12 protein-coding genes, 2 tRNA genes and 1 riboswitch are annotated in these 13182 nt (G+C 67.6%); of the genes, 9 read left to right on the forward strand and 5 right to left on the reverse strand.

What is annotated here, in order from left to right:
• Window positions 1–112: 112 nt before the first annotated feature.
• Window positions 113–185: transfer RNA gene (locus ACIBNE_RS15225), tRNA-Lys, on the forward strand.
• An 82-nt stretch (window positions 186–267) separates the two neighbouring features.
• Here ACIBNE_RS15225 and ACIBNE_RS15230 read toward each other — a convergent pair.
• On the reverse strand, window positions 268–627 hold the full coding sequence (locus ACIBNE_RS15230; RefSeq protein WP_399271315.1) for a hypothetical protein: 360 nt from the start codon (window positions 625–627) through the stop codon (window positions 268–270).
• A 65-nt stretch (window positions 628–692) separates the two neighbouring features.
• On the opposite strand from ACIBNE_RS15230, the gene ACIBNE_RS15235 reads away from it, so the two are divergent.
• Entirely contained in the window at window positions 693–1328 is a 636-nt protein-coding gene (locus tag ACIBNE_RS15235) for a hypothetical protein (protein WP_399271314.1), read from the forward strand.
• Window positions 1329–3324: 1996 nt separating this feature from the next.
• On the opposite strand, the gene ACIBNE_RS15240 is transcribed toward ACIBNE_RS15235, so the two are convergent.
• Window positions 3325–3801, reverse strand: a complete 477-nt coding sequence (locus tag ACIBNE_RS15240; RefSeq protein ID WP_399271313.1) for a hypothetical protein — start codon at window positions 3799–3801, stop codon at window positions 3325–3327.
• A 16-nt stretch (window positions 3802–3817) separates the two neighbouring features.
• Entirely contained in the window at window positions 3818–5083 is a 1266-nt protein-coding gene (locus ACIBNE_RS15245) for a helix-turn-helix domain-containing protein (protein ID WP_399271312.1), read from the reverse strand.
• Window positions 5084–5275: 192 nt separating this feature from the next.
• On the opposite strand from ACIBNE_RS15245, the gene ACIBNE_RS15250 reads away from it, so the two are divergent.
• From ACIBNE_RS15250 to ACIBNE_RS15260, 3 genes are all read left to right on the forward strand, one after another.
• A complete protein-coding gene (locus ACIBNE_RS15250; RefSeq protein WP_399271311.1) occupies window positions 5276–5647 on the forward strand; it encodes a hypothetical protein in 372 nt (123 codons plus the stop codon).
• A gap of 65 nt (window positions 5648–5712) precedes the next feature.
• The gene (locus tag ACIBNE_RS15255) at window positions 5713–6354 is read left to right on the forward strand and encodes a phytanoyl-CoA dioxygenase family protein (protein WP_399271310.1); all 642 of its coding nucleotides are present in this window, start codon (window positions 5713–5715) and stop codon (window positions 6352–6354) included.
• A 38-nt stretch (window positions 6355–6392) separates the two neighbouring features.
• A complete protein-coding gene (locus ACIBNE_RS15260; protein ID WP_399271309.1) occupies window positions 6393–6845 on the forward strand; it encodes a hypothetical protein in 453 nt (150 codons plus the stop codon).
• A gap of 95 nt (window positions 6846–6940) precedes the next feature.
• Here the strand turns inward: ACIBNE_RS15260 and ACIBNE_RS15265 are convergent, their stop codons facing one another.
• Window positions 6941–7642: a hypothetical protein gene (locus tag ACIBNE_RS15265; protein WP_399271308.1), complete on the reverse strand. Its 702-nt coding sequence runs from the start codon at window positions 7640–7642 to the stop codon at window positions 6941–6943.
• A gap of 224 nt (window positions 7643–7866) precedes the next feature.
• Window positions 7867–9111: an MFS transporter gene (locus tag ACIBNE_RS15270; RefSeq protein ID WP_399271307.1), complete on the reverse strand. Its 1245-nt coding sequence runs from the start codon at window positions 9109–9111 to the stop codon at window positions 7867–7869.
• A gap of 276 nt (window positions 9112–9387) precedes the next feature.
• On the opposite strand from ACIBNE_RS15270, the gene ACIBNE_RS15275 reads away from it, so the two are divergent.
• From ACIBNE_RS15275 to ACIBNE_RS15290, 4 genes are all read left to right on the forward strand, one after another.
• Entirely contained in the window at window positions 9388–9771 is a 384-nt protein-coding gene (locus tag ACIBNE_RS15275) for a hypothetical protein (protein ID WP_399271306.1), read from the forward strand.
• A gap of 526 nt (window positions 9772–10297) precedes the next feature.
• Window positions 10298–10371, forward strand: a tRNA-Met gene (locus ACIBNE_RS15280).
• Window positions 10372–10527: 156 nt separating this feature from the next.
• Window positions 10528–11682, forward strand: coding sequence for a PP2C family protein-serine/threonine phosphatase (locus ACIBNE_RS15285; protein WP_399271305.1), 1155 nt, complete (start codon window positions 10528–10530; stop codon window positions 11680–11682).
• Window positions 11683–11907: 225 nt separating this feature from the next.
• Window positions 11908–12041: riboswitch (cyclic di-AMP (ydaO/yuaA leader) on the forward strand.
• An 11-nt stretch (window positions 12042–12052) separates the two neighbouring features.
• Window positions 12053–13090 (forward strand): M23 family metallopeptidase, encoded by a 1038-nt coding sequence (locus tag ACIBNE_RS15290; protein WP_399271304.1) that lies wholly within the window; start codon window positions 12053–12055, stop codon window positions 13088–13090.
• Window positions 13091–13182 lie beyond the last annotated feature (92 nt).

A 13182-nucleotide genomic window follows, 5' to 3' on the forward strand; every position in this document is an offset into this window, starting at 1 on the left:
GCCCCGCACACGCCCCCGCACTCCCCGCTTTCCGGGCCGCGCCGGGCCCCGTCGACCGATACCCGATCGGCCGACGGGCCCCGGCGGGCTATGCTCGGGGGTGTTGTGCCAAGGGCCATTAGCTCAATTGGCAGAGCAGCGGACTTTTAATCCGTTGGTTGTCGGTTCGAGTCCGACATGGCCTACCTGCTGTAGGCGGAGGAGAACCCCTCTGACCTGCTACTTAGCGCCTCGCCTGGCTTCGGCCGGTCGGGGCGCTTCGTCGTTTCACCCCTCGTGCGGGAGAGATGCGGGAGCGGTGGTGTCGCTGGCCGTGTTCGCTGCGACCGCGGGACGGGCCCGAGGGACGAGTCGTGCGGCTGCCTCAGCGGCGGCCTTGTCCACCTGCGGCATCAGGCTCGTGTACGTGTCCGACGTGAGCGTGATCGTCGAGTGTCGCAGGTCACGGAGATTGATCGGCGGGAGGCCGACCTCGTCGGACACGCGCCGGAACTCCCTAGACACGGTGTCGGGGCGCAGCCAGGAACCGTCTTCCTGGACGAAGACCTTCCCAGTGGCCTGCCAGGCTGCCCCGGCCTTGAGCCGCTCCTTGTTCTGTCGGACCCGGTGGGCCCGCAGGACGCTCACGGTGTCGTCGTCGAGGCTGATCGTGCTCGCGCTCGAACCTCTGCGTACCGGTGGCTGCCAGATGGATGCTCGCGCTCGGCAACCTCTCGGGCGTACCGGGCTGTCTGTCGGACGCGCTGTGTCGCGTCGTCACAGGCGACGCGCAGGTGAGTCGAGCTCTGTACAGCGACGATGACGTGAGCCTACTGGTCTATCAACGGCCTGTACTGCTCACCGGCATTGACATCGGCGCACTGCGCAATGACCTGGCCGAGCGCATGACGCCGCTCGAACTGCTGCCGATTACCCAGAGGCGCACGGCCGCCGCTCTGAGGGGTGCGTACGAGGGGGCGCGCCCGGAAGTCCTCGGGGCGTTGCTCGACCTCGCCGATGAGGTCTGGGCCGATCTCCCGGCAGCAGCAGACTTGACCCGCCTTGCTCGCATGGCCGACTTCGCGGTGCTGCTGCACGCGATCGACCGTGTCACTGGATGGCAAGGGCTGAACACCTTCTACGGGGCGCAGGACGACTTGGTCGACGCTGTGCTCGACGGTCAGCCCGTTACCGCCACGCTGCGCGACTGGGTCGGCTCGTCGATGTTCCCCGTTGGTGGCTGGACAGGAACCATGACCGAGCTGCTCGATGTACTCACAGCCCGAGTCGGCGGCAGCACCGACCGGTGGCCGCGCACCGCAGCGGTCCTGAGCCAACGCCTCAGGTAGACCGCGCTGGCGCTCCGAGCCCGAGGCATCGCCATCACCGCCCCGACGAGCAAGAAGAACGGCAGGCGCTACACGATCATGGCCGCCGCGTAGCTCGATACCCGTACAACCGCGCCGGTTGGCTCGATGCTGCCGGGGCGGTCGTGTGTGATGGGGGCGACGTGATCATGGGAGGGGACGCGGTGTCACCGACGGGGGACGGCCCCCCGCGGGGGGCGGACTGAATCGTGCGCCTAATCTGCCCGTTGAGCCGAGTGTGGGGACGAGGGGGACGCTGTAGCACCCCCTCTTCTCTGTTCCTCTCCAGGGGAGGGGGAAGGTTGTAGAGAGCAGACCCGGCAGGGTGTCCCCTACGCCCCCGGAGTCCCTGGTGTGAATGAGGCGCGACCGGTCGCGCCTTGCGCGCGCGTGCGCGGGTACTACGGATCACTGACAGCAGCTTGGGACTCGTCGGGCGCTCCCGGTTCGGTTGGCTCTGATCACCACCATTCGTCACTTTCGCGAAGGCGACGCGTTCGCAACCACGCCACTCCATAAAGACGTGTACCGGATATGGAGTCCTCGTACCTGCTTCACCGTATCCACGATGTACAGGCACGCCGCCGCGAGGCATGCAATGCCCTCACGCTCTTGGATCAGTGACGGACCAGGGCCCGACAGACGGCTCGGCCCCTGTCGGGGCATGGTCTCGCTCTTCGTGCCCGTGTCCCGACAGCGGTACCCGCCTCGACCTCGACAACCTCGCGCCGACCCATGGCGTGACCGCAGGCCAGGTGGCTACCCGTCTCTTCAGGTCTTCCACCTACCTGTGTGGATGACAACGTCGCGTTGTATAGTCCTAGTTGTCGTCCGTTGAATGGAATCTGTAAGCAAAATAGTTTGCTTGCGAATCGCGACGGGAGCGACGGAGGGCCCTCCCGGCTCCTACCCCGGTCAGGCCCCCCTACGCAGTTCACGAGCCCGGTCGATCACCAAGAGACCGGGCTCGCTGCATGGTGTGCAGCTGCTCGGCTCGGCCGGGTCCTCGGGCGGTACTCAGTGTTACTGAGTGAACTGAACCGCCAAGGCGATGATCGCCACCAGTAGAGTCACAGCCGCCAAGCCAACCGTCCACTTTTCAGGGCCGGTCCACCTGCGGCGCACCTCCACCTCGGAGCTCATCGCACCACCTCCCCTCTCCCCCTGTCAGCCTCACGGGACTGATCAACCGGCGCCTCTTCAGCGGGCCGGAATCCTCGAACTCACTTACTCCTAAGTTGAGTTCAAGGGGAAGCGAATGAAGCCTGGCCAATCATACAAGCGGCCGAAGGGGCGAGATTCCGCAAACGCCAGGCTGCGCAATAGCTATGTACTGAGGGTCATCTGCCCGTTGTTGCAGGTAGATGCCCTGTGCGTCACGGTCAACAGGCGTCTCGGTTTCCCCCAAGTGGATGACATCTATTGGGTGGATTTTGCTTTCGCAACGAAATCTCCTTTGGTTCAAAAGCCGCAAAAGCTTCCCCTTTGAAGTGGTGGCCGCAACTCTCATACCCGACTGTTCACCTTGAGTCATAGCTACAAGTGACGGCTCGTAGCTGTCAGTTACATAACCTGCGGCTCGGTTCTCCCTGCCCATGGGCTGCAAGTTCAGGGTGCATAGACACTGAACGGCCGTCCATGACACCGGCCTTCGTCATTTCCATGGCGCAGAACATCCCACCAGGCGGACGGATTAAGGTCGACAGCTAGCCGCACACCGAGATGGAATGCCTCAATCCCGGTGGCTCTTGCCCCCCCCGAGAGGCGGAGTACGGCGCGGTTGGAGTTGGCGCGAGATGCAGCGCCGTGCGTAGATGCCGCACGACAAGCAACCGCGGACCTGAGTAACTCGGATCCCCACGTAGGCCCGTTGTCTCTTGGAGGGACCGTCTTCCCAGTCTGGTGTCAGCTTCGCTCCTTCTTCATGAGGCTCAGTTCCGCTGCGACCGGTGGATGTGGTCTTCGCGACTGGGAGTATTCAGTCTCTCGTCGCGCCCTCGGGCCAGAGCACACGCAACGGGACCCTCCTGCCCTCGGCGTAGACGACCACGTCCGCCGTGCCGCCGTATCCGCGTGCTGGTTGTCCGTCCCAGACAGCGAGTAGCTCGTCGGCCTGGTCGACGAGGAGTTCGCTGCCCGCCATGTGGGCCTGAGAGTCGGAGCCATCGAGGCCTGTGCGGTGCACGGCTGCGGCGCGGCGCAGCAGTTCGTCGTACGTGGGGTGGTGCCAGTCGGGGAGGTCGGCGCGGTACTGCTCGGCGGGTAGCACGACCTCGATCTGTCCGCCGTGGTCAAGGACGGCCTGCGCGAACCAGGTGTCGGGTCCGTCCGCGATGCAGCTCAAGCCGACCAGCTCGGCGGGGTCGTACGCCTTGACCGCCTCGACCAGGGCGCGGCGTACCTCTTGCTCGACCTCGGGGGGCAGACCGCGGTGACCCGTGATTCCAACTCTCATGTCTTCCTCTCGTCTTCTACAGATAGGCGTCGTGCAGCCGCGCGTCGAAGTCGCGGACGATGGTCGGCGGGGTAGCCGAGGAGTAGCCGCGCCGGAATGCGCGGGCGCGCTCGACGACCCGGCCGGAGCGCAGTCGCAGCCCCGTGTCGAGCGAACGGCCGGCGAGCGCGAACGCGGTGTCGAGGTGTCCGGATGCCATGTGCCCGCTTGCCACGTCGAGGCCCAGCAAGGCGCGTTGTTTCTCGTGGTTCGAGGAGAGCGCGGCGGTGGCGTCGTCGAGTGAGGTGAGCACCCATCGGGGCCGTGCGAGGCGCGCCCCGCTGGTCACCCGCGCTGCGGCGACCTTGCGCAGGTCGAAGGCGAATACCCACGGCCACGGCGGTGGTTCCTCGCTTGGCACCCGCTCGACCTCGGCAGCACTGGCGAGCAGCGCCCGGTCGGATGCCCGCTCATCTCCTGCGGCGGCGTGTGCGACCGCTTCGAGGGAGGACAGCCACGCCGCCGCGATGGCTGGTCGATCGCTTCCGAGCTGTCGCCGCGCCGCGCGAATCAGGCTCAGCCCCTGCGCGACGTTGCCCGCCTCGACCTCGAACTGCGCGAGGCTGCCCTGCTGGTACGCGGTCAGCAGCGGGTTCCCGGAGCGACGTGCTGCCTTGATCGCCGCGCCGTACCAGGTTCGCGCCGAGCCGGCGTCGGCCATGTCCCAGGCCAACCAACCGGCAAGGCTGGCGACTTCGCTCCCTGCAGCCGCGAGACGCGCTCGGGTGGCTTGGTCCGGCGCCTGCGCTGCGACCGACTGCACGAGCCGCATGTGCCCCTGCACGGTGTCCGCGAGCTGTCGCGCGGGAACGCTCGCGTCCATGCGTCGGAACGCGGTCGTGGCCACCCGCAGCACGTCGGCCTGCTCGACTCCCCAATGAGGGAGTTGTGGTGCTGCCGCGCTCAGCATCGGGGTCGCCGCTGTCGCCGCGACCCCAGCGAGGAATTGACGCCGTTCCACTGAGTCGTGCCCTTCCGCTGGCACGACCGAAGCCGTACCGCTGTCGGCGAGGCCGACCAGTCCGGGCGCAATGCCGAGGTGATGAGCGGCCCTCGCGAGGGTGGTCATGTTGTAGTCGGCCGCGCCCCGCTTCTCCATGCGGGATATCGCGGACTGGGACAAGCCGCAGGCGTCGCCGAGCTGTCGCTGGGTTAACCGGCCTGCCTTGCGGGCGAGTTCGATCACCCGTCCGTAGTCGCCAGCTCTCGCCGCCTCTCTCGCGGCGCTGTCCGACCAGCTCATGCGTGCCTGCCTCTTTCCCCCACGGTAGGTACGGCGCTCCTGGTTTGCGAGCGGTGATATGCGCCCGGCGCATACGCGCATGAGCGGCGTGCATCAACGCTGGTTCGCCCCCTGGTCCCGGCGGTTCCCTCATCTCCCCGGCTTCATTCCTCAGAGGAGAGTGCGACCGCGATGCAGCCCCGATCGACTTGGATGCAGAGACTCACTCAGCCGCAGCTTCTCGCCGCGGGCGAGGACTGGGACGCGGTTCGCGTCGCCGCCGACGTAGGGGTACGTGCGGTGCGTGACTTGGAGGCACGCGGCGTACCGGTCGGCCCGGTACTGCATGACCTGTGCAGCGGGCAGGCGTACTTTCTCACTCCGCCCGGAACGGCTCAGGACTGGCAGCAGGACGGTACGCAGGCACTGGGCACCGGTTCGTGGGTCGTGCTCGCCCCGCCCGGATGGGAGGGGCTGTTGCGATGGGTGAGCGAGCCGACGGACGACCCCGCTCACACCTCAACCGACGACCTCGCCGCAGCCCTGGCTACCGCCGTCGCCACCGACGAGGAGACCGGGCTGTGAGCCGCGCCGCAGAGATCCACTTCGTTGGACCGAGCCCACTCGGGGAGAGCGGCTACCGCACAGGCGTGGAGTGGAACACCAGCAGTCGTACCCGCGCCCGTGCCGCCGAGATCATCGCCGGCCACCGGGCCGATCAGACCGAGGTCGTACGCGATGCGCACCTGCTCTTCGAGTGGGCAGCGTATGCCGTCTGCTCCCCGGAGCTGCTCACCGCCGTACAGGAGGTGATCGGTGAGGCGGTCGCCGTCGAGAACACCTACCTGATGCTCAAGTGGCCCGGCCGCGACTTCCCCGTGCCGTGGCATCAGGACGGCATCAACCCGCGGATGCAGCTCGACCCCGAACGCTCCGTCGCCGCCTGGCTGGCCGTGACCGACGCGACGACCCGCAATGGCTGCTTGCAGGTGATCCCAGGCTCGCACGCCGCCGGATACCTCGACCACCACCGTGAGGAGAGCGAAGCGCCGCGCGGCAAGGCGCTCGGAGTCGAGGGCATGCCCAGTGGTCCACACGAGCGCGCTGTCTGGCTGCCGCTCGACGCCGGGCAGGCCAGCCTCATGGACGTACGCCTCATCCATCGCTCAGACAGCAACACCACTGCGGGCACCCGCATCGGCCTCAACATCCGCTACGTCGCTCCCGGCGCGATCCGCGCCAGCGACGGCCACAGCCCCAGCCTGTACCCGCTCACCGGGTCGGACTGGTGACCCACACGGAACCATCGGAGATCGAGAGGAGCACCACCGTGACCATCCTCGAAACCAGCGCCCCACCGATCACCCGCGTCCGGGTTCTCACCGGCGAGGACGCCGACCCGGCACGGCGCGGCAGCAAGACGGTCATCGCGTTCAGCGACTGCCGTTACTACTGCCCTGACGCGGCCACCGTCGAGCGGTGCGTCGAGCACTTGCGCGCCAGCGACGACCGGCTGCGCTCGCGCCCCGAGGAGCAGATGCTCTGGGACTGGGAGTGCACGTACTTCGAGGCCGACCCCGACAACCAGAACGGCGGGGGGACCGTGATCCTCGGCGTCGCCTGGTACGACCGCGCCTTCTTCGACGACCGTCGGGGCGCCTGGTTCGGCGCTATGCACACCCGGATCTACACCGAGATCGGCGTCCCCTTCGAGAACGTCACCGTAGAGCACTGGCTCGCCCTCGAAGCGGCCCAGTGGAAGGCGGATGAGCGGCCCGCATAGTCGCTCGGCATCCGTTGTTTCGGTGACCACCTCCCTGTAAGCCCCTCGGCCCCCGTCGCGTCTGAACCACGCGGTGGGGGTCGAGTGCCGCCTACCTAGTATTCGCCCCGAGCATTTCGGAGTTGCCGTGCTGCGTCCTTGAGTTGAAAGATGAGGTCTTCTAGACCCCGCAGCTCTTCAACAGCTTCATGCAACATACTGGCGTGCTCTTCGACCCCCTGTAGGCGATTCGCGGCAGACTGTAGATTACCGGCGTTCTCTTCGAGTCCTCGCAGGTCGTTTGCGGCAGATCGCAGCATGCTGGCGTTATCCTCCAAGCCGCCAAGGTCGCGTGCCGCAGATTGCAGGGCCCACACTGCGTCAGGGTCAATGCCGAAACCGTGGACGCGAGGGTCGGAGAGCTCGTCAAGCAGTACGCGCAGCGTGTTTGCTGCTTCCGGTGCGATCCTGGCCAACTCCGTGAGCGCATCACTCGTCTCATCGAGAAACGATTCAAACGATTCGCTGACAAGCTCCCGGAATCTTTCTTCTGTGAGCCCTCGAAGCCCTTGAAGTGCGGCTATGCCAGCTGACTCGCGTTCGTTCTTCCAGGCTTCAAGCACCTTGATTGTGTATTGGTCGCTGTCTCGGCCGTCCACGCGGACGTGATGTGCCTTGCAGAGCAACAGGAGGTTCTTGAAGTCGTTCTTCTCTTCGAGGGTTAGGGTCTGGTCGAAACGCTTTCCTCCTGAACTCACGGCACGGATGTGTGCGATTTCCAGGTTAAGGATGTGTTCGCCGTCAACCAACTTCGTCACTGGCTCATCGCAACTTGGCCAGTAGCAAGTTCCCCGACATAAAGACATCAATGCCGCGTGAGTTCCTGGTGTGTACTTCCGAATCTCACCCATTGGCCTGCCCCTAGGTCCCTATGAGGATGAGGATCCTAGACGTCACCCACTGGCAGCACATTTGCCCTTTTCTTGCCAAGTAGGCGTAACTCGCCATCCACGCGAGGTCAGGTGTGGGTGCCTTCGGTGCGCTACTCCGCTGCCATCGCGTGTCCGCGCGTCGCCAGGGCTGGCAGAGCCGCATCCGGGCGCAGCCGCCGCGAGGAAGCGAGCAGCACGGCAAGCGCCGAGCCCGCCACCATGACGCCCCCCGTAACAAATGCACCGCGAGGCGATGCGTTGACCAGCAAGGGAAGGAGCAGCATCCCGGCCGTGCCACCCGTACGGATCACGGTTTGATCCACGGCCATTAGGCGCAGTCGCTCGGTCGGCGGGAACATGCCGAGGTGCGTCCGCAGGGTGACACTCGTCGCCGGGGTGACCAGACCGGTGAGCAGCGCGAGCAGGATCAGCGCAGGAAGGTGCAGCACCAGGCCCATGCACATGGTCGCTGCGCCTTGCACCGCCCATGCACCGCAGTAGACCGCCAACCAGCCCTCCGAACGGCGGTTGCTCGCCAGCGGGTTACCCAACAGGGCTCCGATTCCCACGGCCGCCGTGACGATCCCGTACACACCTGCCCCGGCGCCGTAACGGGTCGCCAGCAGTGCGGGCATGCCAACCGCCGTTACCGCCGAGCAGAACAGCGCGACGCCATGCACACCGATGGCCAGTCCGACACGGGGATGCGCCCGCAAGACCGGCCAGGCCGGCACCGACTCCCCTGGCCGAACCGGTGCTTCGCCAGCCGTGGTCGCGATACAGCGCGCCAGCCACCCGAGCGCGACCGCCGACACCGCGAACGTCACCCCGTTCAGTGCGAAGAGCTGCACCTCGGAGACGACCAGGAGCAGCAGCCCGATACTCGCCGGGCCCGCGATCCGGGCGATCCGGCCCGTGAGGTCGAGCAGCCCCGTGATCTGTTGCACCTTTTCCGGCTCGACCAGGTCGGGCACCAGGGCTCCGAGGTTCGGATCGAACAGCGCACCCAGTGTGCCGAGCACCAGCACGCCGACAAGCAGCGCAGCGATGCCGTGGCCGTCCGGTGACCACAGGAACGGCAGCGCGACCGCCACCGCACCCCGCGCCCCGTCCACTAACGCCAGAGACCCGAACGAGGAGAACCGGGCAACCACGTGTCGGCCGACTGTCCCGAGCGCGATGTACGGCACAGACTCGGCGACTGCCACCAGGCCCATGAGCGAGGCCGATCCGGTCGACGCGTATACGACCCACATGACTGCGAGCGCATACAGCCGATCACCCAGGACGGACAGGCTCTGTGCCAGCCACAGCACCAGTACGGGCCGCTGCCGCAGCAGCCGCAGGTAACCCATGAGCCCTCCGGGCCGAGACGTGCCAGACCGGGAGCAGTAACCCCAGTCGAATCGGCGCTCACACTAGGGCCAGGGACCACAGCGGAGTTGGGGTTCCCAGGTGCTTCACACGATCGCGGCACAGACGTCCGGCAACGTGCGTATCGAGTCCTGCTGCGAGTGTCTGTGCCAGCTGTGGCCCGGGTGAAGCCAAGAGATGTACCGACCTGGCAGCGCCCCCAGCGCGCCTGTCTGCGCCCTCCCCCGCCAGGTAGTCGCGCAGTACGGTCCGCGAGCATGAGGGGGATTCGCACCTATTGGGGATTCGTGGCTCTTGCCGCGTTGATCGTTGCGTGGGGCAACAGCGACTCGGTGCCACTGATTGCGACTCTGTCGCTCGCCGTTACGGCCTATGCGCTCTTTCAGGTTCCCGTGTGGTGCGGAGCTGTGAATCGAGACGGTCGCACCTACTGCCGGAAGAACGCGTCAGGCATTTTGATGGGGTGCAGCCTGCGTCAGCACCGCTGGCAGAAGATGAAGATGATCGTGCTGCGCAGCAAGGTGGGGGATGTCTCCAGGGCCGTGTTCCCTACGGCCAAGGAAAAGTTCGCTGCGTTCCTGGCTGTGGGTGGGTTAGCTTCCGCAGTCGCAGCGGTCATCGTCCCGGTGATCACTGGGTAGGGCCGAGGCGGATCACGGTAACGGCCCATCCGCCCATGTCAGCACCGTCAAAGTGCGGGAGCGATGCGGGAGCGGACTCCCTTGGATCACCCCCTCGCGGACTCCCCGAGACCACCCCACCTGGACGAGGTACAGCCTCTGACCTGCGCAGGAGTCCGCGAGCGGGATCAAGATCCTCCGAGCTGGACGATCTCCTTTCGACTTTTAATCCGTTGGTTGTCGGTTCGAGTCCGACATGGCCTACCGACCGGAGGGTCGTCACCGACCCTCCGAACCGCACGCACCGCGGCCCGACCGGGACTTCCCGGTCGGGCCGCGGTGCGTTGCCCCGGCGCGGGGTGCTCGCGAGCCCGGTGCGCGCCCATGAGTTCTGACGGGTGCCTGCTGGGCGTCTGACGGGTGCCCGGCGGGTGCCTAGCGGGCGCCCAGCAGGTGCCCGGTGGGTCCCTTTCGGACCCGTCCCGCGCCACCCCGCCGAAACGTGGTTTTGATCTTGCTCCGGATGGCGTAAGGTTGTGTTCACCGACGCGGGGTGGAGCAGCTCGGTAGCTCGCTGGGCTCATAACCCAGAGGTCGCAGGTTCAAATCCTGTCCCCGCTACTGAAGACGAAAGCCCGGATTCCCAGGAATCCGGGCCTTCGTCGTGTCCGTCCCCCGGTTGGCCGACGCGGGCTCGCCGTACGGCGCTCCTGCGGACAGCCTGGACGGGGCGCGGTACCGTCCGCGGCCGTGCGCGGAGCGAGCGGGAGATCACCGGTGGGGCAGAGCGAACGGAGCGGCGAGGAGAAGAGCACCGGAAGGCTCCGGCGGTTCGTGCGGGTGCTGCCCGCCCTGATGATCGTCATCGGGTACCTCTTCGACTCGCTCACCCCTCCCGCGTACACCGCGTCCCCGATCTTCGCCGCCGCGCCCCTCGTCGCCGCCCCCTTCTTCTCGCTGCGCGTCACCGCGCTCACCGGCTTCGCCGCCGTGCTCGCCGTGTTCCTGCTCGACCTCGCCGACCACGGCTCCGGCCAGGTGCAGGCGATCACCGAACTGCTGACCGTCCTCACCGTCGCCGCGCTCGCGCTGCTCATCAACCGCGTCGTGCGCCGCAGCGGCGAGCGCCTCGCCTCCGCGCGCGTCATCGCCGAGACCGCGCAGCGCGCCGTGCTGCCCACGCCCGCGGAGCGCATCGGCGGGCTACAGGTCGCGGCGCGGTACGAGGCGGCGCAGGCGGACGCGTTCATCGGGGGCGACCTGTTCGCCGTGCAGGAGACGCCCCACGGGGTGCGGCTCGTCGTCGGGGACGTGCGCGGCAAGGGGCTCGGCGCGGTGGAGGCGGTCGCCGTCGTCATCGGCGCCTTCCGGGAGGCCGCCGAGCAGGAGAGCTCGCTGGAGGCCGTCGCCGGACGGCTGGAGCGGGCGCTCGCCCGCGAGGGCACGCGGCGGGACGGCCTCGACGCCTTCGAGGGGTTCACCACCGCCGTGCTCGCGGAGGTCCCGCGCGGCGAGGGGGTCGTACGGCTGGTCAACCGCGGCCACCCCGAGCCGCTGCTGCTGTACGCGGACGGGGCGGCCGAACTCCTCGAACCGGGCGAGCACGCGCTGCCGCTGGGCATGGGCGACCTGGGGACGTGGCCGGACCGCTCCGACGTGCGGCCGTTCCCCGCCGGCGCGACGCTGCTCTTCTACACCGACGGGCTCTCCGAGGCGCGGGACGCGGCCGGGGTCTTCTACGAGCCTGCCGCCCGCCTCGCCGGGCGGATCTTCCCCGGGCCCGAGGAGCTGCTCGACGCGCTCACCGACGACGTCCGGCTGCACACGGGCGGCGGGGGCTCGGACGACATGGCGCTGCTCGCGGTGGCGCGCCCGGGAGCGGGCCAGCCCGAGCGGCGCACGACCGTGAAGATCGTCAGCAACGGTACGTAGTCGAAGGGCACCGCTGCGCATAACATTTGACACAACGTCAGAAACCGACCTGTTGCCGGTGTGGATCGAGGGGCACTCAAATTGCCGGGTTTAGGGGTCCTTTGTAGCCATAAGTTCTGGCCGATCCGATGAACGATCAGTGGGAACAGCTTGGAATTCCGTTCGTGTGTCTATTAACGTTCGATAACGCAGCGCGGTCGTCCCAGCCGTCGCAAGAGACGGCGCCGCGCGCGAACGCCGAATTCCGCAAGGGAACCGGGGAACCAATCCTTGGGGTGAATCGGGTCGAACGTGACCCGTAGGAGACCTTCCTGCTCCGAACCCGTCAGCTAACCCGGTAGGCGTGAAGGAAGGAAAGGAGTGCGCCTCCGTGGCGTCCAACAGTCCTGCTCCCGAAGCTCCCTTCGCGACCGGTTTCTCCGGATCCGCCGGTCCGTCGGACGTTCCCGGGGGTGAGGACGAGCGCAGCTGGGGCGAGTGGAACCCGACCGCGGAATCGATTCGTCCGGTCCGCGGCAAGCACCGTGTCGCCAAGCAGCGCGGGCTCGCCCGCAGCTCCACCGTCCTCGGTGTCGGCGTCATCGCGGCCGTCGGCGCGGGCGGCATCGCCACCGCGCAGGACAAGCCCCCGGTCTCCATCACCCTTCCCGACCTGCCGGTCGTCGGCGCCCTCTTCGAGGAGGAGCCGGACGCCAAGACCGAGGCCGCCCAGGCCGCGGACGCCGCCCCCCTCTCCACCGCGGGCGTCACCACCGCCGAGGCGCAGCAGGGCAGCACCGACGCGGGCGAGGCGCTGCGCGCCAGGATCCTCCAGCAGGCCGAGCAGCAGCAGGCGAGCGCCGACGCGCAGGCCGGGGCCGCCGCGAAGGCGGCCGCGGAGAAGGCGGCCGCCGAGCAGGCCGCCAAGCAGCAGAGCGAGGCCGAGAAGAAGGCCGCCGAGGCGAAGCGCAAGGCCGAGGAGGCCGCCAAGGCCAAGGCCGAGGCGGAGCGCCTGGCGAAGCTCGCCGCGAGCTTCTCGCTGCCCCTCTCCTCGTACTCCATCACCGCCGTCTACGGCCAGTCCGGCTCCATGTGGTCCTCGGGCCAGCACACCGGCCTGGACTTCGCCGCCCCCAGAGGCACCCCGCTCAAGGCCGTCCACAGCGCCACGGTCAAGTCGGCCGGCTGGCACAACTCGTACGGCTACCTCACCGTCCTGGAGCTGGAGGACGGCACCGAGGTCTGGTACGCCCACCAGTCCTCGATCTCCGTCAGCGTCGGCCAGAAGGTCAGCACCGGCCAGGTCATCGGCAACGTCGGCGCGAGCGGCAACGTGACCGGCGAGCACCTGCACATGGAGGTGCACACGCCGGGCGGCGGCGGCATCGACCCGGGCGCGTGGCTGCGCTCCAAGGGCCTCACCTACTGAGGTCCCCCGCTCTTCCGAGCCACCGGCGGCTCTGGCGCTCACCCCCCGACGCCAGAGCCGCCGGTTCTTTCGTGCGGTGTGTACGGGTCGTG

Source organism: Streptomyces sp. NPDC050504 (genome assembly GCF_044458065.1).
Taxonomy (GTDB): domain Bacteria; phylum Actinomycetota; class Actinomycetes; order Streptomycetales; family Streptomycetaceae; genus Streptomyces.

Bases quoted from the DNA above. Each gene is read 5' to 3' on its own strand.
- ACIBNE_RS15235 (WP_399271314.1), top strand. From the start codon at position 693: ATGCTCGCGCTCGGCAACCTCTCGGGCGTACCGGGCTGTCTGTCGGAC.
- ACIBNE_RS15240 (WP_399271313.1), bottom strand. From the start codon at position 3,801: ATGAGAGTTGGAATCACGGGTCACCGCGGTCTGCCCCCCGAGGTCGAG.
- ACIBNE_RS15245 (WP_399271312.1), bottom strand. From the start codon at position 5,083: ATGAGCTGGTCGGACAGCGCCGCGAGAGAGGCGGCGAGAGCTGGCGAC.
- ACIBNE_RS15250 (WP_399271311.1), top strand. From the start codon at position 5,276: ATGCAGAGACTCACTCAGCCGCAGCTTCTCGCCGCGGGCGAGGACTGG.
- ACIBNE_RS15270 (WP_399271307.1), bottom strand. From the start codon at position 9,111: ATGGGTTACCTGCGGCTGCTGCGGCAGCGGCCCGTACTGGTGCTGTGG.
- ACIBNE_RS15275 (WP_399271306.1), top strand. From the start codon at position 9,388: ATGAGGGGGATTCGCACCTATTGGGGATTCGTGGCTCTTGCCGCGTTG.